This is a genomic window from Actinoplanes couchii, from assembly GCF_016862075.1.
Classification (GTDB): domain Bacteria; phylum Actinomycetota; class Actinomycetes; order Mycobacteriales; family Micromonosporaceae; genus Actinoplanes; species Actinoplanes couchii.
Genome location: NZ_BOMG01000145.1, coordinates 1 through 20,837 on the forward strand (window position 1 = coordinate 1; position 20,837 = coordinate 20,837).

Sequence of the window (20,837 nt, forward strand, 5' to 3'; positions counted from 1 at the left end):
TCTAGGCCTTCGCCCGGATGCCGGCCTCCCGCACCGAACGCGCCAAGATCTGGCTGGACGCCGCGGTGGTGATGGTCGGCGCGGCGATGGTGCTGTGGTTCCTGGTGCTCAGCCCGATCCTGGCCGAGGCCGCCACGTCCAGCTGGCGGGAGCTGACCCCGAGCATCGTGCATCCGCTGCTGGACGCGCTGATGCTGTTCGGGATCAGTGTGGTGCTGATCCAGGGCGCCGAGTCGGCGGTGGCCCGGGTGCCGCTGACCGCCCTGATCGCGGCGATCGTGCTGATCCTGATGGGCGACACCAGGCGGGCGTACGTGATCAACCACGGTGGTTCGCTGTGGCCGTCACCGGACCAGGCCACCCTGTGGGCGGCCGGCCTGGTGATGCTGGCGCTCGCCCCCTGCCTGCAGGTGTGGCAGTCACGACGGCCCCGGCCCGGGTTCCCGCGCCGGGCGACGGCGCCGCCGCGGTGGCCGTATCTCGCGGTGATCCCCGGGTACGTGCTGCTGATGGCCACCGTCGGCGTCGACCATCCGTACCCGGCCAGCGGCCTGATCGCCGGCACGTTCCTGATCGCCACCCTGGTGTTCGCCCGGCAGATGGTCGCCGCCCGGGAGAACCAGCGGATGGCGATGACCGACCAGCTGACCGGGCTGGCCAACCGGGTCCGGATGTACGAGTCGGCGCCCCGGGCGCTGGCCCGGTCCCAGCGCAACGACACCCTCGTCGCCGTCCTGGTGATCGACATGAACGGCTTCAAGAAGATCAACGACGAGTTCGGTCATCACGCCGGGGACCTGCTGCTGATCGGTTTCGCCCGGCTGCTGCTCCGCTGTGTGCTCGGCTCCGACCTGGTGGTCCGGCTGGGTGGCGACGAGTTCGCCGTCATCCTGCCGGACCTGACCGATCCCGGTCACGCCCAGGCGGTGGTCCAGCGCATCCGCTCGGCCATGGCGGTACCGATCGACCTGGACGGCACGGTGGTCCAGCCGAGCGCCAGCATCGGCGTGGCCCTCACCGAGCCCGGCGACGAGTCGATCGACGACCTCCTGCACCGAGCCGACACCGCGATGTACGACATCAAGAAGCGGGCGACGCGATGACGCCGCTGATCTCGTTCGGGATCGCGTCCAGGGTGGTGGAGGTGACGATCTTGCCGGTGGTCAGGTCGAGCTGGTGGACCTTCTTGGCGGCCGGCTCGGTGATGTAGGCGTCGTCGCCGCGGACGAACAGGGCCGGGCGGGGCTGCTGCCAGTCGAGCGGCTCGGTCCACGGGGCGACGACCGGCCAGGAGGCGGTGATCTTCGCGGTGGCCGGGTCGGCGACGTGCAGCTTGCCGTCCGTACCGAGAATCAGGGCCTCGCCCTTCGGGCCCCGGTTCAGCGACCGGAACGTGTAGGTGACGCCCTCCGGCATCGGCACCACGGTGATCTTGTCGGTGGCGGTGTCGATCAGGGAGAAGTTCTCCGGCCGCTCCAGCTCGGCATCCGGTTCGATCTTGAAGTCGCCGAGCAGGACCGGGGAGACGTCACTGCCCGCCTGGTTGCCGATCCGGCTGTACTCGCGGCCGCTGTCCACCTTCGTGAACGCGCCGTTCTTGAACAGCAGCACCCCGTCCTCGCAGCCGAGCGCCACCACCTCGCCCTGGGCGACGGCCTCGCCGTGCACGCCGGGGCAGTCCTCGTTGCGGGCGATCTCCTTACCGTCCTTGTCGAGCGCGAGCGCGCCGGAGCGGGACTCCGCGGTGCCGACGGTGACGACCATGGTGCCGTCCGGGAGTTCGACCGCGACACCGTGGTGCGGCACGGCGGTCTTGTACTGCCGCCCCTGCGGTTTGCCGCCGGCCAGGTCCTTCGGGTCGAAGCTGACCACCTCGCCGGTGCCGTCGGTGAACAGGATGGTCTTGTCGTGGTGCCGGACCACGTGGCCGGGCTTGGCGCCGGGCCAGGTGATGTCGGTCATCTCGCCGGCCACCGCGTCGAGGACCTGGAAGCCGGCCTCGGTGGAGACGAAGACGTGGCTGTCGTCGCCGGCCGGGTTGACCCGGTTGAACCCGGCGAGCGCGATGGTGCGGGCCACCTTCATGGTCTCGCCGTCGAGGACCAGGATGCCGCCGTCGTAGGTGATCGCGATCGGCTCCTTGACCGCGGGCCCCGTCGAGGCGGCCGGGCCGGCAGCGGTCGTCGCCGCCTCGTTGCCGCAGGCGGCCAGGGCCAGTGAGGCGGCCGCCACCAGTGCTATCCCACGTCGGTTCACAGAAGTCTCCCCAAATCTGGTAATGGAAATCATTTTCAACAACGATACAGACGGGTGCCGGTACCGGGTGGAGCGGGGGTCAGGCGGACAGTCCGCCGACGATCGCGTCGGCGTTGAACCGCATCATGGCCAGGTAACTCGCCGCGTCACCGTCCACATCGCTCAGCGACTCCGAGTAGAGGCCGACCACCCGCACGGTCAGCCCGGCCTCGGCGGCGAGAACCTCGGCCAGCCGGGCCGGTTGCGCGGTGTCCGCGAAGATCGCCGGCACCCGGTGCTGTTCGATCGCGGACACCAGCGACGCCAGGTCGGAGGAGCTCGGCGACGCCAGGGTGGTGCCGCTCGGCAGGATCGCGCCGACCACGGTGAAGTCGTAGCGGGCGGCCAGATAGCCGAAGACATGGTGGTTGGTGACGAGCACGCGACGTTCCGCGGGCAGCCGGCCGAAACGCGCGGCCAGGTCCGCGTCGAGTTCTGCCAATTGCTTGCGGTACGCCGCCGCACGGTCCCGCACGACAGTCGCGTCCACGCCGCTCACGTGCGTGACGATCTGCTCGGTGAGCAGGTCGACGGCGGTGGCCATCCGTACCGGGTCGGTCCAGAAGTGCGGATCGGGCATGCCGGCGGCGTCACCGTCCCGGTACTCCATCGGCTCGGCCTGCGCGCCCACCTCCACGGCGTGCACACCCTCGGCGACCGCGGATTCGACGTGCCGCAGCACGCCCTCCTCCAGACCGAGGCCGTTGTAGACGATCAGGTCCGCGGTCTGCATGGTGTGCGCTTCCCGGGCCGAGATCGCGAACGAGTGCGGGTCGGCGTTCGGTTTCATCAGCACGGTGACGCCGGCCTGATCCCCGGTGATCTCCCGGACCACGTCGCCGAGAATGTTGGTCGTCACCACGATCTTCGCCCGGTCCTCGGCCGCACAGGCGACACCGCCGGTCATCACGGCGACGACCGCGCCCACCGCCGCGAGCATCCGTCCGGTTCTCATCGGCCGACCTCCACCACGAGGTCGGGCTGTTCGGCGGCGCGCAGCGTGCGGGCCGGGCGCAAGCCGTCGGCGTAGTCGATCTCGTGAATCACCTTCGTGGCCGGTTCGGCCAGGTAGGCGCGGCTGATGTCCAGCGTCAGGGTGGTCGCCCGCAGAGGCCGCTCGGCGATCGTCTTGCCGTCCTCCAGGCTGAAACTGATCAGCGTGCCGGTGGCGTCGAGCGCGAGGGCGGTGCGGGTGTCCGCCGGCGACGCGACAGCGATCAGGTCGCGGTCACTCACCGGCAGGTGACGGATGGTGGCCTTGGAGGCGTTCACCGACCGGATGCCGGCCTCGTCGAGCAGAGCCGCCTCGTTGCTGCGAGGGCGATACCCGAACTCTGCGGCCGATGCCGCTGCGCCCGTCACGGCCCCTCCCCCGGCCGACCCTTCGGGTGGGCTCAGGGGCTGGGTCGCGAGTTTGCCGTCGACCTGCTTGATGCGTACCGGCGCATCCGTGCAGTTGATCACCGCACCGCCGCGCAGGACCGCCCAGCCCTGTGGGGCGTCGCACTGTGCCTGGAGGGCGCCGGTCTCCGTGCCGTCCGGGCTCATCGTCACGATGCGGGTCGCCGGCCGATTTCGATCATCGCCTACGGCTACCAGCAGCCCTTCGGCGTACGGCACCGCCAGCGCCGTGGCACTGCCCGAGTCGATGGTGGCCAGCTCGGTGATCCGGCCCTCCTCCATCTCGCGGCGGTCGAAGACCCGGATCCGGCCGTCGGCGGTACCGACCGTGGTGTGCGCCCCGTTCCCGGCGACCGTGGTCACCGGCTGATCGAAAACGACCGTGCCGAGGGTTCTGGCCTCCGCCCGGTAGTAGTGCACGTGATCGGTGTGGTCCACCGTCCACACCCCGGAGTCGACGATCTCCAGGGTCCGGTCGCCGTCCTTGACGTAGACGAACCTGCCGTCCTCGACGAGTTCGCCGGCGCCGATCGTCAGGCCGACCTGTTTCTCCTGCTCGGTGGCGAGGTCGATCAGGTGCAGCCGGCGTGATCCGCGGGCCGCGTAGGCGATCGCCGACTGTGCCTCGCTCGCTTCCGCGGCTCCCGCCACGTACCCGTGCGGTGGTTCGGCGGGTTCCTCGGGTGTCCCGCAGGCCGACGCGAGAAGCGCCACCCCGAGGGTCGTACCGATGATGAGTTTCCTGCTCACAAATGCCCTCCCAGTTCTGATGGCGTGGTGGTTCACGGCTTGGTGTCCGCCTCGGCCCGGAGGTCGGAGGCGGAGGCTTGGGGCGCGGCGGGCAAGGATTCGCTGGTGGCGGGGAAGGCTCCGCGGGTGGCCAGGATCGCTGCGCGGACGGCCAGGATCGTGAAGAAGATCAGAACGGCGACCGCGGCGATGGTGGCTCCGGCGGCGGTCGCCGCGTACCAGGAGATCCACAGGCCGAGCGTGGTGGCGGCGGCGCCGATCAGGAACGCGGTCAGCATCACCGCGGGCAGCCGCCGGGCGACGAGCATCGCGGCCGCGGACGGGGCGATCAGCATGCCGAAGGCGAGCAGCGTGCCGACGACGCTGAACGCGACCGCCATGGTGACCGTGAGCAGGCCCATCATGACGAGGTTGGCGAGTTCCGGCCGCAGTCCGAGGGTGCGGGCCTTGCGCGGGTCGAACGTCAGCGCCAGGAACGGCCGGTGGAAGACCGCGGCGACGACCGCCACCAGGGCGCCCGCCCCGGCGAGGAGCCACAGGTCGGCGGCGCGGATGGCGAGGACGTCGCCGAAGAGGAACGCGGTCAGGTCGGTGGCGAACGACCGCGAGTGCGAGACGACGATCACGCCGACCGAGAGCATGCCGACGAAGAGCAGGCCGATGCCGGTGTCCCGGCCGAATTCGCGGTTGTTGCGCAGCGCGCCGACCCCGGCGGCCATGGCGAACGCGCTGACCGCGGCGCCGATGACCGGGCTGCCGCCGAGGATCGACGCGATGGCGACGCCGGGCAGCATGCCGTGGCTCATCGCCTCGCCGAGGAACGTCATCCCGCGGGCGATCACCCACACCCCGGTCAGCGCGCAGACGGCGGCCAGGAGTACGCCGCCGAGCAGGGCGCGCTGGACGAAGGAGACGGTGAACGGCTCGGCAAGGGTGGTCATCACCGGGTCGAATATAGTGGCCATGAAAATCATTACCACTAAGGGGTTCCGATGCTGACCGCCTCACACCTGGGTTTCCGATATGCCGGGAACCCCGTGCTGCACGACGTCAACCTGCGGGCCGAACCCGCGTCGATGCTGGCCGTGACCGGTCCGAACGGCTCCGGCAAGAGCACCCTGCTGCACCTGCTGGCCGGGGTGGAGCAGCCCGCCGAGGGCACCGTGCGCCGCGACCCGGGCGTCCGGGTGGCGCTGCTCCCCCAGCGCACCGCCGACATCGACGCGCTGCCGCTCACCGTCGCCGAATGCGTCCGGATCGGACGGTTCCACCCCGGCCGCTGGCCCCGCCGGGCGGACCGGAACGCGGTGACCGAGATCATGGAACGGCTGGAGATCGCGCACCTGGCCCGGCGGCGGCTGCGGGAACTCTCCGGTGGCCAGCGGCAGCGCACCCTGATCGCGCAGACGTTCGTCCAGGAGGCGGCGGTCTACCTGCTCGACGAGCCGACCGCCGCCCTGGACACCGACAGCCGCCGCCGGGTCCACGAGCTACTCACCGAGCGGGTCCGGTCCGGCGCGGCACTGATCGTCGCCAGTCACGACGACGAGGAGACGTCACTGGCGGACGCCCGGCATCACCTCGAACAGCGCGGTCCAGTTCGATGAGCCGTGACCGGCTTCGATCGCCCGCTGATAGTGCGACCGCACCGCCGCCGGCAGCTCCCGGTCGATGCCGAGGCTGTCGGTCGTACGCAGGATGTGATCAGCCGTGGCCCCCATCATCGTCACCGTGCTGAGATCGCCCGGATGCTTGCCGGCCTCCAGCGCGGCGGCCAGCTCGGCACCGTCGCCGACCATCGCCGGGATGCCGGTGAGCAGCCGCATCACGTCCGGCAGGAACTCACGCGCGGGCACGCCGGACGCGGTGACCAGGGCGGTGGCGTGCAGCAGCGACGACAGCGTGGTCAGGAACACCTCCAGGTTCGCCTGGTAGAACAGCTGCGCCAGCCCCGGGTCGGCGCCGAGGTGACGGGGCTCGCCGATCAGGCGGAGCACCGGCTCGTGCGCGGCGAACACCTCGGGCGGGCCGCTGTAGTAGGCGTACGCCGCCGGGGTGTCGATCATCGGGGCCGGAACCATCACACCACCGGTCAGGAACCGCCCACCGTGACCGGCGGCCCACCCGGCCGCGTCCCGCGCGGCGTCCGGCGTGTCCGAACTGAGATTGACCAGGTCCCGGCCGGACAGCGCGTCCGGCGGGACGATGTCGTACATCACCTGGTAGTCGGTCAGGCTGAGGATGGTCAGCGGGCTCGCGGCGATCGCCGCGGCCACGGTGCCGGCCCGCACGGCGCCGGCGCGCACCAGCTCATCGGCCCGCCCGGGCGTGCGGTTCCAGACCGTGACCGGATGCCCGGCCCGCAGCAGGGCGCCGGCCATGGCCTGTCCCATCGGTCCGAGACCGATCACCGTGACGGGTGTCATCGGGCACTCCTCAGCTCTTCGAAGATCCGGGCGGTGCCCAGGTCACCGTGTCCGGCTTCGATCTGCCGGGCAACCAGGTCGTGCACCGGTTGCAGCAGGCCGGGCGGGACACCCTGCTCGGTGGTGGCCCGCAGCAGCGCGGCCAGGGCGGTTCCGGTGAAACGCAGGCTCTGCTGCCCGGCGCCGGCGTAGTCGCGGTTGTCGACGGTGGTGGCGTAATCGGTCAGGCCGCCGGTCATCGCGGCCAGGAACGGCACCTGCCGGCGGGCGAACTCGGTCACCGGCACCCCCTCGGCGGCGAGCATCGCGGCACCGTGCAGGAAGCCGCCGAACATGGTGTACATGCCGGTCAGCATGGCCATGTCGAACAGCGCGGCCCGCCCGGCGGAGGCGCCGAGGAAGACGCTCTCACCCCAACGGTCGAGCAGGTCCCGCTGGGAATCGAAAACGGACTGCTCGCCGCTGTAGAAGATCGACGAGCCGGGCCCACCGATCATTTCCGGTACGGCGAGGATCGCCCCGTCCAGGAACGGGATGCCGTGCCCGGCGGCCCATCCGGCGAGTTCGCGGGATTCGGCGGGCGTCGTGGTGGTCAGGTTGATCACCGGGCGGCCGGCGAGATCGGCGGCGACCGGGTCGAGGACGTCGTGGACGGAGTGGTGGTCGAACAGGCAGACGACGATCGGGCCGGTCGCGCGGCTCAGGGCCGCGGTCAGGGTGACGCCGCGGTTACGGTTCCACTGGACGGGGTCCGGGAGTCGGGCGGCCAGGGCGGAACCCATCGCTCCCCGTCCCAGAACGGTGACGCTGGTAGACATGGGTTCATCGTCGGTGCGTAGCGTCGAGGCGGACAAGTACGCACTAAATAGTAAGTATGGGGGGCTCCGATGGGCAGGCGCGGGCCGTACGTCTGCGGGATCGACGCGGCGATGGACGTCGTCTCCGGCAAGTGGAAGTCGTTGATCCTCTGGGAGCTGCACCACCACGGCGCCCGCCGGTTCGGTGAGCTGCGCCGCGGGCTGCCCGGGGTCAGCGAGAAGATGCTGGCCCAGCACCTGCGCGAGATGGAGGAGGACGACCTGGTCCGCCGCGAGGTGTTCGACCAGGTCCCGCCCCGGGTGGAGTACTCGCTGACCGACAGCGGCCGGAGCCTCAACGAGGCACTGCGCGCGGTCGGCGTGTGGGGGCAGCAGCGGCTGCGGCGGCTGGCGGAACCGGCGTGACCGAGTGGACGCCCCGGCTGAAGGTGGTCTGGGATCTGATCATCGTCACGGCGGTGGCGACGATCGCGCTGCAGTACACCACCGAGTCGGCATGGGACGCCGGGATCGGTCTCGCGATGGCGGCCTGCCTGATCGCCCGGCGCTTCGCACCGGTCCGGGTGTTCGCGGCGGTCACGGCCCTCGGCCTGCTCCAGGTCGTCGTCGCCGCGGCGGTTCCGGCCGGGTACGACCTGGCAGTGCTGGTGGCCATGGCCGCGGTCGTCACGCACGCCCGGTCGGTCCTGCCCGGCTACCTGTCGCTGGCCGTGGTGGCGTCCGCCGTCGTGATCAGCACCCTGCGGCAGATCGACCGGAGCTGGCCCGGTTCGCCGTTCGACTACCCGTACCTCGCCGACAGCGGCGCCGCCCTGGGCGCGTGCGGCACGGTGTGGCTCGTCGCGTTCGTGATGCGCGGCAATCGCGAACGGGTGGTGACCGCCGAACGGGAACGTGACCATCTGGCCCGGCTGGCCGCCGCCGACGAGCGGGCGTTCATCGCCCGGGAGCTGCACGACGTGGTCGCGCACAGCCTGGCGGTGATGATCGCGCAGGCCGACGGCGCCTCCTACGTGGTCGGCACCGACGCCGAACGGGCCAGGGAGGCGATGCGCACCGTCGCCGGCACCGGGCGGGAGGCGCTGGCCGACATGCACCGGATCGTGGCGGTGCTGCGCGGCTCCGGCGACGAAACCGGCGACGACCGGCGGCAGATCGGGATCGACCATCTGGACAGCGTGGTCGAGGGCGCCCGGGCCGCGGGGCTCGGTGTCGACCTGACGGTGCACGGGGATACCGGGCGGGTGCCGGCTGCGGTGCAGGTGACGGTGTTCCGGATCGTGCAGGAGTCGCTGACCAACGTGCTGCGGCACGCCGGGACCGGCACCAAGGTCACCGTCGACCTCAATCTGCGCGACGACCGGGTGCTGCTGGAGGTCGGTGACGACGGGGCCGGCGCGGCGACCACGGCCACCGGCGGTGGGAACGGGCTGAGCGGAATGAGCGAGCGGGTGGCCGTGCACGGTGGGGAGTTCTCCGCCGGGCCCCGCCCGGGATCCGGGTGGACGGTTCGTGCCATGATCCCGCTGTGACCATCAGGGTGCTGCTCGTCGACGATCAGGAACTGGTCCGGGCCGGGTTCGTGATGGTGCTGTCCGCCCAGCCGGACATGACGGTGGTCGGCGAGGCCGGTGACGGCGCCGCGGCTCTGGCCCTGCTCGGCCGCACGCAGGCCGACGTGGTGGTGATGGACATCCGGATGCCGGTGATGGACGGCGTCGAGGCCACCCGCCGGATCTGCGCCGAGGCGGACGGGCCCCGGGTGCTGGTGCTCACCACGTTCGACACCGACCAGGACGCGTTCGCCGCGCTGCAGGCCGGGGCCAGCGCGTTCCTGCTGAAGAACTCGCCGCCGGAGCAGCTGCTGGAGGCGATCCGGACGGTGGCGGCCGGTGAGTCGGTGGTCGCGCCGCGGGTCACCCGGGCGCTGCTGGACCGGTTCGCCGGGCAGCTCACCCTGCCGGGGCGGGCCGACGGGCGGTTGTCCGAGCTGACCGACCGGGAGCGCGAGGTCCTCGAACTGGTCGCGGCCGGGCTGTCGAACGCGGAGATCGCCGGGCGGTTGCACGTCGCCGAATCCACCGTCAAGACGCATTTCGGGCGCATCCTCGCCAAACTGGAGCTACGCGACCGGGTGCACGCGGTGGTCTTCGCGTACGAGATCGGCCTGGTCAAACCGGGGACGTAGTACCAGGGTCGGACACCGGCCCCGCGCAGATCATTCCCGGCGTCGATGCGGGGCGGGTCCACGGCGGCGAAGAATCGAACCCGTGAACATCAGACTCGTCTCCTTCGCGATCCTCACCGTGGTGGTGCTGGCCAGCGTCGCCTTCGGCGTCAACTACCTGTGGGACAAGCGGTTCGGCCCGACCAGCGCCTCGGCCGCCGACTGCAAGCTGGCCCAGGAGCTGATCGACAAGGCGCAGACCCCGCCCACGAACGCCACCGAGGCGGACAAGTGGGAGAAGGAGATCCGCCAGATCCGCTACGCCCGGTTCGAGGACGACGGCATCAGCACCGAGGTCGGGCGCTACGTCAGGTGGAAGCGGGTCCAGGCCACCGGTGCGCCGGAGCGTCCGGCCGAGGGCGAGCTGGACGAGATCACCGAGCTGGCGATCGGGCACTGCGACGACAGCGGTGTCGACCTGAAGCTGCCGAAGATCGTGCTCGGATGAGCGCCGTCATCGCGACCGACCTGGTCAAGACGTACGGCGCCGGCGACCGGTCGGTCCGCGCCGTCGACGGGATCTCGGCCACCTTCGACCGGGGCCGGTTCACCGCCATCATGGGCCCGTCCGGCTCCGGCAAGTCGACGTTCATGCACTGCCTGGCCGGTCTGGACACCGTGACCAGCGGCAGCATCACCATCGGCGGCACCGAGATCACCGGCCTGTCCGACCGGGCGCTGACCACGGTCCGCCGCGACCGGGTCGGGTTCGTCTTCCAGTCGTTCAACCTGCTCCCCCAGCTGACCGCCCGGCAGAACATCACGCTCCCCGCCGAGCTGGCCGGCCGCACCCCCGACCCGCAACTGCTCGACCAGGTCGTCGGCATCCTCGGCATCGGCGACCGCCTCGAGCACCGCCCGTCCGAGCTGTCCGGCGGCCAGCAGCAGCGGGTCGCCCTGGCCCGGGCCCTGAGCACCCGCCCCGAGGTGGTCTTCGCCGACGAGCCCACCGGCAACCTGGACTCCCGCTCCGGCGCGGAGGTCCTCAGCTTCCTGCGCGACTCGGTGCACCGGCTCGGCCAGACGGTCGTGATGGTCACCCACGACCAGACCGCCGCGGCGTACGCCGACCGGGTCCTGGTCCTGGCCGACGGCCGCCTCGTCCGGGACACCGGCCGATGAACGCCAGCGTGCTGCGCACCCAGCTCAGCGGGGTCCTGCGCCGCCCCGGCCGGCTGCTGATGACCGGCCTGTCGGTGCTGGTCGCGGCGTTCGTCGTGTTCGGCACCGTGCTCGCCCACGAGATCGTCACCCGGACCACCCTGGACACGTTCAGCGAGACCCCGCCCGGCGTGAGCCTGGTCGCGCTCGCCGAGGGCGGCTACCCGCTGAGCCCGGCGCAGATCGCCGAGATCCGTACGGCCGACGGCGTCACCCAGGTCTCCGGCCGGGCCACCGTCGGATTCAGCGTCGGCGAGAAGTCGTCCGGCAACGAACTCGAGGTGCTCGCCGACCCCGGCACCGGCCCGCTGTCGCGGATCACCCTGGTCTCCGGCGCCTACCCGGCCGCCGCCCGGCAGATCGCGGTCGACCGGCGGGCCGCCGGACGGCTCGGTGTCACGGCCGGCAGCAAACTGCGCCTGCACACCGGCGACCCCGCCGTCCGCCCGGTCACGGTGACCGTCACCGGTGTCGTCGACGGCCCGCAAGACGCCGCCGAGCGCGCCTGGGCACCGGACTCGGTGGTCGCCGGCATCAGCGGCGAGCCGGGTTTCCGCCGCCTCGACGTGCTCACCGCGCCCGGCACCGACCTGATGGCGATGACCACCGTGCTCGCCGACCGGCTGTTGACGGACCCGGACGCCTACGTCAGCGTCACCACCGGCGACACGATGCGGGAGAAGGAGGCCCACGAGGCGGTACGCCAACTCGACCAGCTGTTCGCGCTGATCGGCATGTTCGTGGCGATCGCCGTGGTCGCCGCCGCGCTGGTCGCCACCTCCACGTTCCGCATCGTCTTCGCCCAGCGCCTGCAACAGCTCGCCCTGCTGCGCACCATCGGCGCCCAGCGCGGCCAGCTGGTGTTCGCCCTGGCCGTCGAGGGTGCCGTCGTCGGCCTGTGCACCGGCGCGGCCGGTGTCCTGCTCGCCCAGGCCGCCGGGCTGGCCGCCCCCGCGCTCGCCGCGACCGCCGGCCACACCCTCACCGGCCCCGGTGTCCCGGTGGCGGCCGCCGTCGCCGTGGTGATCGGCGCCGGTCTGCTCACCGTCGGCGCCGTGCTGGCCCCCGCGTTCTCCGCCGCCGGGGTCGCCCCGCTGCAGGCCCTGCGCGCCGCCACCACCGCCGCGTCCGAACGTGGTGTCCCGGCGCCCCGCCTGGTCGCCGGGCTGATCCTGGTCGCGGCCGCCGCCGGCCTCGGCTGGCTGACCGCCGCGCGGATGGACACCGCCGGTAACGAGGTGCTGCTCTACATCGTCGGGGTCGGCACTCTCGGGTTCGGGGCGCTGATCGTGCTCGGGCCGCTGCTGATCCGGCCGGTGCTCGCCGTCGCGGGCTGGCCGCTGCGCCGCCTCGGGCCCACCGGACGGCTGGCCGTCAGTGGCATCGGCGGGACGCCCCGCCGGGCCGCCGCGGTGTCGGTGGTGGTGGCGCTCGGCGTGACCATGCTCGCCGGGACCGTGGTCGGCATCAACAGCCTGCAGTTGTGGACCGACCGGGAGATGGCCGCCCGCAACCCCGCCGACCTGGCCATGTTCGCCGAGGAGCCGGACGGGTTCGGCAAGGTGGTCACTACGCTGCGGGCCGAGCCACGGTTCCGGGACGTCACCCCGTTCCGGATGTCCGACTTCAGTCTTCCCGGCTCGGGCTTCTCCCACGGCGCCATCGAGATCGACATGACGGCCCTGCCCGCGCTGCGCACCCTGGAGGCGTCCGAAGGCTCGGTCACGGCCCTGGTTCCCGGCTCGGTGGTCCTCTCCTCGGCCGCCGCCGCTGATCTGCAGGCCGGAGCCGGCGACGAGGTGACCCTGGCATCCGAAGGCGGTGAAGGGAAGTCCTCGCGGGTCACGCTGCGGGTGGCGGCGGTCCTGACCGGTGACGGCCCGTTGCGCTCCGGAGCGGTCCTGGCCGGGAACGATCTGGACCGGTTGGGTACCCCGGTGTCCGGGGTGATGGCCGACATCGCCGCTGGCACCCGCGACGAGGCCCTGGCCGCCTTCCGCGCCCTCGGGGCCCCCGCCAGCGCCGAGGTGGCGGTCCTGGCCGACGCCCGGGACAAGGCGAACGGCGAGGTGTCGTCCCTGTTGGCCGCGGCCCTGGGCCTGCTCGGTCTGACGGTCCTGATCGCGGTCGTCGGGGTCGGCACCACCACCGGCCTGTCGGTGCTGGAACGCACCCGCGAGTCCGGTCTGCTGCGCGCTCTGGGCCTGACCCGGTCCCGGCTGCGCCTGATGATCGGCATGGAAGCGGGCCTGTACGGCCTGGTCGGCGCGATCCTGGGCATCGTGCTGGGCGTCCCGATGGCCTGGCTGACCCTGTCGGCCCTGCGCCTGAACCTGCCGATGACGTTCCCGGCCGGCTGGCTGGCCACCATCGTCCTGGTGATCGCCGCGATCACCGTCCTGGCCGGCCTGCTCCCGGCCCGCCGGGCGGCGAAGGTGAGCCCGGTGGCCGCCCTGGCCACCGACTGACGACCCGGCACGGCCCGGCGTGACGAGACCGGTTGCCGACAGGATGATCAAAAATGTCAGAGGGTGGCGCTACCGTGCCTCCATGATGGATTCGCGTCGCCGGCGCGCGCCCTCCGTGCTGGTGCGGTGGGGCGGGTTCGAGCGGTCTCGCCCCGGGTCGGGGCGTGACCGTTTCGGGTCACCGGCGGGTGGGTACCGGATTCGTGCCGCGCCGCAGGTGCGGGGGATCAAGTGACGAAAAAGAACGGCAGAGTAACCGGCATGACACGCAACCGGCCGCGGAGCACCGCCGCTCGCATGATGATGACCCTCCCGCCGGCCCTGATGGTCGCGGCTGTCGCGATCGGGCTCGTCGGCGCGCCCCGGACCAACGAGGCCGCCGCCGGTGAGACGGTCGTGGGGGCGACCGAAGAGGTCGCCGCGCCGGTCGACTGCCTCACCGACGACCTGACCGGCACCCTGATCGGGGTGGACGGCGAAGGTGACGTGCGCGCGGCGGTCCTGCAGCTCACCAACACCTCCAGCACCGCCTGCCAGGTGCAGGGCTGGGCCGACGTCGCCCTGGTCACCCCGCCCGGCGACGTGATCACTCTGCCGACCAGCATGATCGGCACCGCGGCCTCGGTGATCGACCTGGCGCCGGAGTCGAGCACCTGGTCCCGCATCGAGTGGGACTCCTGCACCACCGGCAGCGCCGGGTGCGGCACCGGGGTGGCCCTGCAGTTCATCGTCGACCCGAAGTCGGCGGGTTCGGTCGCCGAGCCGACCGGCATCCCGGAGGCGGAGCAGGACGGCGTCACCATGTCGGCGCTGCGGGTCGGCCCGTTCCAGATCACCCGCGACGCCGTCCCGCAGTGACGGTAGATCACCCACTACGCCGTCCCGCAGTGACCGCGGGTCAGCCGGGAGGCTGGTCCGGGTCGGTGATCGTCAGGCGGCCCAGCTCCTGGGTGCAGCGGGTCAGGGCCACGTAGAGCGCGTTGAACCCCCGGGGTTCGGCGGCGATGGCTTCGGCGTCGATCAGCAGGGTCGCGTCCCACTCCAGGCCCTTGGACTGGGTCGCGGTCAGCAACGGCACGTCGCCCAGGGCCGCCCGCAGACCGGGGATACGTGACCCGGGTGCGATCACCCCGACCGTTCCCCCCTCCCAGCGTTGCTGGAGTTCCTGTACCGACTGCGCCGCGATCCCGGCCAACTCGCCGGTGGTGACCGCGAGCTGCCACGGCAGGACTCCGGACGACCGGACGGCCCGCGGTGGCGCGTTGCGGCTGCCGGCTTCGAACAGCACCGGGCCGGTGAGTTCCATGACCTCGCGCGGTGTCCGGTAGCAGATGGTCAGCTCGGCCGGCGTCCAACGGTCGCCGAGGACCGCCCGGACCGCCTGTGACCAGGTGGTGTGCCGGTGGGCCGCTTCGGTCTGGTCGATGTCGCCGACGGCGGTGACCGATCGGCTGGGGCATCGGCGCAGCACCATCCGCCACTGCATCTCGGACAGTTCCTGGGCCTCGTCGACGACGACGTGCCCGTACACCCAGCCGCGCTGCGACCGCGCCTTGTCGGCGGTGAACTCGCCTTGCGGACGGGGTTCCTCGACGTCGCCGAGCAGTTCCCACAGCGCGTCGAGCAGCGGGATGTCCCCGGACGACCACGATTCCGGCTCGGCAACGACGGCCGTGATCTCGTCAGGGGTCAGTTCCGGGGCGAGACGGGCGAGCAGGTCCGGATCGTGCAGCAGGTCCCGGAGCAGGGTCTGCGGTTCGAGGGTCGGCCACACCGATTCGACAAAACGGGCGATGGTGGCGTTGCCGGCGATACGTTCGCGCAGTTCGTCGATCTCGTCCTCGGAGAGCAGCCCGTCGAGGTCGCTGCGGGAGGCGGCACCGGACGGTTCGACGGAGAAACGGCTGAGAATGTCCTCGTACCCCTCCTCCATCTCGTCGAGGAGACTCTCCCGCTGCTCGGCGACCGTGTCGGCCAACAGCTGATGCAGTTGTTCGGCGAAGACCGCACGGGCCCGATGATAGGTACGCCCCTGAACAGCAGAGGTCAGCGCCTGCGCCACGACGGCGGCCGGAATGACGTAGAAGTCACCGTCCCACCGCATCTTCAGCTCCCGGGCCGCGGGAACGAGCGCCGCCACCCGCCGTTCGAGCACGCCCTGCCACATCGCCCGCCCTTTGATCTCCTCGACGGCACGTCCCGCGGTACGGCCGACGGTCACGCCGGGCAGCAGGGTGTCGCAGGTGGCCGCGACGACGGCCGTCTCACCGAGGGCGGGCAGCACCCGGGCGATGTAGTCGAGGAACCGCGCCGACGGCCCGAGCACCAGCACCGCGCGCTCGGCCATCTGCCGGTAGGTGAACAGCAGATAGGCGACCCGGTGCAGCGCCACCACGGTCTTGCCGGTGCCGGGCCCGCCCTGGACGATCAACGGCCCGGTGGCGTCGGCCCGGACGATCGCGTCCTGCTCGTGCTGCAACGTGGAGATGGCGGTGGTCATCTGCCCGGTCCGCCGCTCGTCCAAGGCGGCGAGCAGGGCGCCCTCCCCGACCAGGCCGTCGAGACCGTCGCCACCGCCGGAGGCGTCGGAACCGCCCCCGACCAGGGGCTCGTCATCGACCCCGACGACGATCGACCCGGTGGTACGGATGTGCCGCCGTCGCCTCTGCCCCTGCGGCTCGATCGCGGTGGCGGTGTAGAAGGGCCGGGCCGCCGGCGCCCGCCAGTCGACCAGCAACGGTTCGTCCTCGTCCCGGGAAGCGTCGCGGGAAGCGTCAAGGGAAGCGTCGGGAGATCCCTCGGCGGGTGCGTTGAACAACCCGATCCGGCCGATGTGCCGGACGGTGCCGTCGACGGCGTCGAGCCGCCCGAAGACGAGCCCCTCCCCCGCCTGGCGCAGTGCTTCGTACTGCCGGCGCAGCATCCGCTGACGGGCCACTTCGACCCGGTCGGTGGCGTCGTGGTCCAGTTCGTCGCGCAGGTGGGCGGCGAGCGTGTCACGACGGGCCATGGCCGCGTCGAGAAAGTCCTGTTCCTCGGTAATGGAGGAATCCATCAAAAAGCCCCCGCGAAGATGAATGATTTTCCGGATGGCGCGGCGAGGCGCCGGGGAAAGACGATTATGACCGCGGCAAGGCTAGACAACCGAGTGGCCGGAATTCACATGAACGAGAGAGACCTCTCATTCATTTGATATTCCGGCCGCACTCGTATCTCACCCGGGATTCCTATTAGATAGACGTAAGTGGATGAAACGGGGGGATCATGCCACGTCCGGAACGTGAGGTGGACCCGGCCGCCGGGCCGGTCCAGAGACTCGCCGCCGACCTGCGCGAACTCCGCCGGGCGGCGGGCAACCCGGGATACCGCGAACTGGCCGGGCGGACCGGTTGGTCGATGACCGCCCTGGCCAACGCCGCCGGCGGCAGCCGCCTGCCCAGCCTGCCGGTCACCCTGGCGTTCGTCCAGGCCTGCGGCGGCGACCGCGCCGACTGGGAACACCGCTGGCAGCGGGCCTCGGCCGAGTGGACGGCCCGGCACCAGGACCACGGCGACCCGCCCTGGCTGGGCCTGATCGGCTACGGCGAGGACGACGCCGACCGGTTCTTCGGCCGCCGGGAGATCCTGGCCCGGCTCACCGAGATGCTGGACGAGCACCGCCTGGTCGCGGTCTTCGGCGCGTCCGGCAGCGGCAAGTCCTCACTGCTGCGCGCCGGCCTGATCCCGGCCTGGCCCGGCGGTGGCTGCCTGGTCACCCCCGGCTCCGAACCCCGCAAGACACTGCGGCAGCAGAACCTGACAGCCGGAACACTCCTGGTGATCGACCAGTTCGAAGAACTCTTCACGCTCTGCCACGACCCGGCCGAACGAACCGCGTTCCTGACCGAACTCGCCACGCCGAACGGAGCCCAGAACGGCACACCCGGCGCGGCGCGGATCGTCATCGGGGTCCGCGCCGACTTCTTCCAGCGCTGCACCGAGTTCGCCCCACTGGCCCGGCTGCTGGCCGGCGCCACCGTCCCGGTCGGCCCGCTGAGCGCTGCCGAACTGCGCGAGGTGGTCGGCGAACCGGCCCGCCGAGCCGGCCTCAGCGTCGAACGGGCCCTGCTCACCCGGGTGATCGCCGACGCCGAGGACCAGCCCGGCGCCCTGCCCCTGGTCTCGCACGCCCTGCTGGAGACGTGGCGGCAGCGGCGCGGCGACGTCCTGACCGCCGCCGGCTACGAGACGACCGGCGGCATGAGCGGCGCCATCGCCAAGACCGCCGAGTCGGTCCACCAGAGCCTCACCGAGGACGAACAGGACACGGTCCGGCAGACCCTGACCCGACTGGTGGCGCTCGGTGACGGGGTTCCGGACACCCGCCGCCGGGTCCGGAACGACGAACTGGACCTGGCCGGCACCGGCGCCGTCCTGGCCCGGCTGCTGGTCCTCGGCGACGGCACGGTGGAGATCGCCCACGAGGCACTGATCCGGGCCTGGCCCCGGCTGGACGGCTGGCTGCACCACGACCGCGAGACCCTCGCCCTGCACCGGCGCCTGACCGAGGCCAGCCAGATCTGGCGTTCCCACGACCGGGATCCCGGCGCGCTCTACCGCGGCGCCCCGCTGGCCGGATGGGACGGCCGGAGCCTGCACCGGCTGAACACCCTGGAACGGGAGTTCCTGACCGCCGGACGGGAACGACGCGACGCCGAGCGGGCGGCCCGCCGTCGCCGATCCCGCCGGACCGTCGCCGGACTGACCGCGGCGGTGGTGCTGACCAGCACGCTGGCCGTGGTCGCCGGAGCGCAGGCGCTACGGGCCGGTGAACAACGCGACCTGGCCCGGTCGCACCAGCTGGTGGCCAGCGCCCGCGCCCAGCTGGACGTCGACCAGGAGGTGGCGTTGCTGCTCGCCGCCGAGGCGTACGACGTCCGGCCCACCGCGGAGGCCCAGACGATGCTCCGGCAGGCGGTCGCCGACTCCCGGGTCAGGGCCACCCTGCCGGCGGGTCATGGACAGGCCATCGGGGTGGCGTACGACCGCAATGGGAAGTTGATCTGCACCAGCGGTGACGACGGCACCATCCGGATCTGGCGGCGGGACGGCGCGCACGGGGTGCAGCCGGGGCCGACCGTGCTGCCGACCGGCGACCAGGCGGTGCAGAGCCCGGTGTTCAGCCCGGACGGCACCCGGATCGCGGCGGCCGGTTTCGACGGCGTGGTCACCGTCTGGAATCTGGGCGGCGGCCTCCCGCTGCGGCTGACCGGCCACGGCGAGCGGATCAGCGCGGTGGCGTTCAGCCCGGACGGCGCAAGGATCGCCAGTGCCGGTGACGACCGTACGGTGCGGATCTGGACGCTGGCGGACCCCGCCGGCCCGGTGGTCCTGAAGGTGGACGGCCCGCCGTTGAGTGTCGCGTTCAGCCCCGACGGCACCAAGCTGGCGGTCAGCGGCCTGGGACCGATTCTGATCTGGGACGCGTCGGGCACCGGCAGCCCACGATCGCTGCCCGGCCACGAGTCGACGGTCAAGGACGTCACGTTCAGCCCGGACGGCACGCTGCTGGCCAGCGCGGGCACCGACGGCACGGTCCGGATCTGGCCGCTGGACGGGCTGATGCCGCCGGTGGTGCTGCAGGGCAACGACTCGTACGTGGAGAGCGTCGCGTTCAGCCCCGACGGCCGCCGGGTCGCCAGCAGTCACAGCGGCAGCAACACGATCCGGATCTGGGGTGTCACCGGCGACCAGGATCCGGTGGTGATGCACGGGCACGACGGCGCGGTGTGGACCGTCACGTTCAGCCCGGACGGCACCCAGCTGGCCAGCGCGAGCGCCGACGGCACGGTCCGGTTCTGGGACGCCCGGCCGGTCGCCGACCCGCTGGTGCTGCGCGACGGCGAGGGCGCGATGTGGTCGGTGGCGAGCAGCGCCGACGGCCGGCTGATCGCCGCCGGCGGGCTGGACCGCACGGTACGGCTCTGGCGCGAGCCGTGGCACGACGATCCGGTGCGGCTGCCCGGCAACGAGGACGAGATCATGGCGGTGACGGTCAGTGCGGACGGGCGGTCGGTCGCGACCGGCGGCCGGGACCAGACCGTCCGGGTCTGGGACACCACGACCGCGGCGGTACGGGCGACGCTGCGCGGGCACACCGGCTCGGTCGCGGCGGTCGCTCTCGCCCCCGACGGCAGCCGGGTCGTCAGCGGCGGCAAGGACGGCACGGTACGGATCTGGTCACTCTCCGGCGGCCCGCCGATCGTGCTGAACGGGCACGAGGACGGGGTCCGCGGTGTCGCGTTCCGCCCGGACGGGCAGCGGGTGGCCAGCGTCGGAGCCGACGGCGCGGTCCGGGTGTGGCCGGTCGACGGCACCGAACCGGTCGTCGTCCAGGATCAGCCGGCCGGCCGTCAGGTGTGGGCCGCCGACTTCAGCCCCGACGGCCGGCGGCTGGCGGTCAGCGGCCAGGACGGCGCGGTCCGGGTGTGGAACAGCGACGGCCAGGGCCCACCGGTGTCGATGCGCGGCCACCGGGACGCGGTGTGGACAGTGGCGTTCAGCGCCGACGGCCGGCTGATCGCCACCAGCGGCCAGGACGGCGACGGGGTCCGGATCTGGCAGGCCGGCAGCGGCCGGGAACTCGTCGCGGTCCGCGGCCTGACCACCTCGGTGGAGCAGGCCCGTTTCCTGCCGGACGGCCGTCTGCTCAGCGCGCACGCCGACGGCACGGTACGGATCTGGCGCTGCCCGGTCTGCGGCCCGATCGGCGAGGTCCGCGCGATGGCGGCCGCAGCCACCAGCCGCTCGCTGACCGCCGAGGAGCGCGAGGCGTTCGTCGTGCCGGACCGCTGAACCGGCGTTGTTCACCGCGGAACCGGGCTGGTGAACAACCCCGACCTGGATTTCGCTGGAGCCGCAAGCCCATCGACGAAGGGGAGACAGGATGAGAGTCAGACCAGCCCTCGCGGCGGCCATGACGTTCGTGGCCACGGCCGCGGCCCTGGTGGTGGCCGATCCGGCGCTCGCGCTCAACCAGGTGAGCTGCACGGTCTCGAACGGCTACTGCCGCACACCCGTGCTGGATCTCGCCGGATCGAACCTGTTCCATCTGGCCACCACCGGCGCGCCGACCAACAAATCGTGGGTTCTGCGGGTCACGGACGCCAACAACGGCGTGGTCGTCATCAACCCGCCGAGCCCGATCTGGGGCAACGCGAACGAGTGGCGGACGAACGTCCACTCCGACTACTACGCCGAGGCGTTCTGCTCCAGTCCCTGCAGCGTCTCAGTTTTCCTGTGCGATCCTGTG

At 71.9% G+C, this 20,837-nt stretch carries 18 protein-coding genes; 11 read left to right on the forward strand and 7 right to left on the reverse strand.

Annotated features, from left to right (window positions below; translation table 11 throughout):
• The first annotated feature begins 17 nt into the window (after window positions 1-17).
• Window positions 18-1,103, forward strand: a complete 1,086-nt coding sequence (locus Aco03nite_RS51110; protein ID WP_203810286.1) for a GGDEF domain-containing protein — start codon at window positions 18-20, stop codon at window positions 1,101-1,103.
• On the opposite strand, the gene aztD is transcribed toward Aco03nite_RS51110, so the two are convergent.
• From aztD to aztB, 4 genes are all read right to left on the reverse strand, one after another.
• A complete protein-coding gene (gene aztD, locus Aco03nite_RS51115; protein WP_239146134.1) occupies window positions 1,081-2,256 on the reverse strand; it encodes a zinc metallochaperone AztD in 1,176 nt (391 codons plus the stop codon). The genes Aco03nite_RS51110 and aztD overlap by 23 nt on opposite strands.
• Before the next feature lie 79 nt (window positions 2,257-2,335).
• Window positions 2,336-3,250, reverse strand: a complete 915-nt coding sequence (gene aztC, locus Aco03nite_RS51120; protein WP_203810290.1) for a zinc ABC transporter substrate-binding protein AztC — start codon at window positions 3,248-3,250, stop codon at window positions 2,336-2,338.
• A complete protein-coding gene (locus tag Aco03nite_RS51125) occupies window positions 3,247-4,446 on the reverse strand; it encodes a hypothetical protein (RefSeq protein WP_203810293.1) in 1,200 nt (399 codons plus the stop codon). Before Aco03nite_RS51125 ends, aztC begins: the two co-directional genes overlap by 4 nt.
• 32 nt (window positions 4,447-4,478) lie before the next feature.
• Entirely contained in the window at window positions 4,479-5,387 is a 909-nt protein-coding gene (gene aztB / locus Aco03nite_RS51130; RefSeq protein ID WP_203810320.1) for a zinc ABC transporter permease AztB, read from the reverse strand.
• A gap of 51 nt (window positions 5,388-5,438) precedes the next feature.
• Here aztB and aztA point away from each other — a divergent pair, with 51 nt between their 5' ends.
• A complete protein-coding gene (gene aztA / locus Aco03nite_RS51135; protein WP_203810295.1) occupies window positions 5,439-6,053 on the forward strand; it encodes a zinc ABC transporter ATP-binding protein AztA in 615 nt (204 codons plus the stop codon).
• On the opposite strand, the gene Aco03nite_RS51140 is transcribed toward aztA, so the two are convergent.
• A complete protein-coding gene (locus Aco03nite_RS51140) occupies window positions 6,003-6,872 on the reverse strand; it encodes an NAD(P)-dependent oxidoreductase (protein WP_203810297.1) in 870 nt (289 codons plus the stop codon). The genes aztA and Aco03nite_RS51140 overlap by 51 nt on opposite strands.
• Window positions 6,869-7,690: an NAD(P)-dependent oxidoreductase gene (locus Aco03nite_RS51145; RefSeq protein WP_203810299.1), complete on the reverse strand. Its 822-nt coding sequence runs from the start codon at window positions 7,688-7,690 to the stop codon at window positions 6,869-6,871. Before Aco03nite_RS51145 ends, Aco03nite_RS51140 begins: the two co-directional genes overlap by 4 nt.
• Before the next feature lie 69 nt (window positions 7,691-7,759).
• On the opposite strand from Aco03nite_RS51145, the gene Aco03nite_RS51150 reads away from it, so the two are divergent.
• The 7 genes from Aco03nite_RS51150 to Aco03nite_RS51180 all read left to right on the forward strand — a co-directional run bounded on the left by Aco03nite_RS51150 (window position 7,760) and on the right by Aco03nite_RS51180 (window position 14,404).
• Entirely contained in the window at window positions 7,760-8,095 is a 336-nt protein-coding gene (locus tag Aco03nite_RS51150) for a winged helix-turn-helix transcriptional regulator (RefSeq protein WP_239146135.1), read from the forward strand.
• Window positions 8,092-9,222: a sensor histidine kinase gene (locus Aco03nite_RS51155; protein ID WP_203810301.1), complete on the forward strand. Its 1,131-nt coding sequence runs from the start codon at window positions 8,092-8,094 to the stop codon at window positions 9,220-9,222. The genes Aco03nite_RS51150 and Aco03nite_RS51155 overlap by 4 nt, the downstream gene beginning before the upstream one ends.
• Window positions 9,219-9,878 carry a response regulator gene (locus tag Aco03nite_RS51160; protein ID WP_203810303.1) on the forward strand — a complete coding sequence of 220 codons (660 nt, stop codon included), beginning with the start codon at window positions 9,219-9,221 and terminating at the stop codon, window positions 9,876-9,878. Before Aco03nite_RS51155 ends, Aco03nite_RS51160 begins: the two co-directional genes overlap by 4 nt.
• Before the next feature lie 82 nt (window positions 9,879-9,960).
• Complete coding sequence (locus Aco03nite_RS51165) at window positions 9,961-10,365, forward strand: hypothetical protein (protein WP_203810306.1); 405 nt, start codon at window positions 9,961-9,963, stop codon at window positions 10,363-10,365.
• Window positions 10,362-11,039: an ABC transporter ATP-binding protein gene (locus Aco03nite_RS51170; protein ID WP_203810308.1), complete on the forward strand. Its 678-nt coding sequence runs from the start codon at window positions 10,362-10,364 to the stop codon at window positions 11,037-11,039. The genes Aco03nite_RS51165 and Aco03nite_RS51170 overlap by 4 nt, the downstream gene beginning before the upstream one ends.
• Complete coding sequence (locus Aco03nite_RS51175; protein ID WP_203810310.1) at window positions 11,036-13,546, forward strand: FtsX-like permease family protein; 2,511 nt, start codon at window positions 11,036-11,038, stop codon at window positions 13,544-13,546. The genes Aco03nite_RS51170 and Aco03nite_RS51175 overlap by 4 nt, the downstream gene beginning before the upstream one ends.
• A gap of 261 nt (window positions 13,547-13,807) precedes the next feature.
• Complete coding sequence (locus tag Aco03nite_RS51180) at window positions 13,808-14,404, forward strand: DUF4232 domain-containing protein (protein ID WP_203810312.1); 597 nt, start codon at window positions 13,808-13,810, stop codon at window positions 14,402-14,404.
• A gap of 40 nt (window positions 14,405-14,444) precedes the next feature.
• Here the strand turns inward: Aco03nite_RS51180 and Aco03nite_RS51185 are convergent, their stop codons facing one another.
• A complete protein-coding gene (locus Aco03nite_RS51185) occupies window positions 14,445-16,601 on the reverse strand; it encodes a HelD family protein (RefSeq protein ID WP_203810314.1) in 2,157 nt (718 codons plus the stop codon).
• A gap of 209 nt (window positions 16,602-16,810) precedes the next feature.
• Here Aco03nite_RS51185 and Aco03nite_RS51190 point away from each other — a divergent pair, with 209 nt between their 5' ends.
• Both Aco03nite_RS51190 and Aco03nite_RS51195 read left to right on the forward strand, forming a co-directional pair.
• The gene (locus tag Aco03nite_RS51190) at window positions 16,811-20,380 is read left to right on the forward strand and encodes an nSTAND1 domain-containing NTPase (protein WP_203810316.1); all 3,570 of its coding nucleotides are present in this window, start codon (window positions 16,811-16,813) and stop codon (window positions 20,378-20,380) included.
• A 91-nt stretch (window positions 20,381-20,471) separates the two neighbouring features.
• A partial coding sequence (locus Aco03nite_RS51195) for a hypothetical protein (RefSeq protein ID WP_203810318.1) occupies window positions 20,472-20,837 on the forward strand: 366 nt, incomplete at its 3' end.

Coding starts and splice junctions, on each gene's coding strand:
- Aco03nite_RS51145 (WP_203810299.1), bottom strand. CDS start 7,690: ATGTCTACCAGCGTCACCGTTCTGGGACGGGGAGCGATGGGTTCCGCC.
- Aco03nite_RS51175 (WP_203810310.1), top strand. CDS start 11,036: ATGAACGCCAGCGTGCTGCGCACCCAGCTCAGCGGGGTCCTGCGCCGC.
- aztA (WP_203810295.1), top strand. CDS start 5,439: ATGCTGACCGCCTCACACCTGGGTTTCCGATATGCCGGGAACCCCGTG.
- Aco03nite_RS51110 (WP_203810286.1), top strand. CDS start 18: ATGCCGGCCTCCCGCACCGAACGCGCCAAGATCTGGCTGGACGCCGCG.
- aztB (WP_203810320.1), bottom strand. CDS start 5,387: ATGACCACCCTTGCCGAGCCGTTCACCGTCTCCTTCGTCCAGCGCGCC.
- aztC (WP_203810290.1), bottom strand. CDS start 3,250: ATGAGAACCGGACGGATGCTCGCGGCGGTGGGCGCGGTCGTCGCCGTG.
- Aco03nite_RS51185 (WP_203810314.1), bottom strand. CDS start 16,601: ATGGATTCCTCCATTACCGAGGAACAGGACTTTCTCGACGCGGCCATG.
- Aco03nite_RS51150 (WP_239146135.1), top strand. CDS start 7,760: ATGGGCAGGCGCGGGCCGTACGTCTGCGGGATCGACGCGGCGATGGAC.
- Aco03nite_RS51170 (WP_203810308.1), top strand. CDS start 10,362: ATGAGCGCCGTCATCGCGACCGACCTGGTCAAGACGTACGGCGCCGGC.
- Aco03nite_RS51180 (WP_203810312.1), top strand. CDS start 13,808: ATGACACGCAACCGGCCGCGGAGCACCGCCGCTCGCATGATGATGACC.
- Aco03nite_RS51140 (WP_203810297.1), bottom strand. CDS start 6,872: ATGACACCCGTCACGGTGATCGGTCTCGGACCGATGGGACAGGCCATG.
- Aco03nite_RS51190 (WP_203810316.1), top strand. CDS start 16,811: ATGCCACGTCCGGAACGTGAGGTGGACCCGGCCGCCGGGCCGGTCCAG.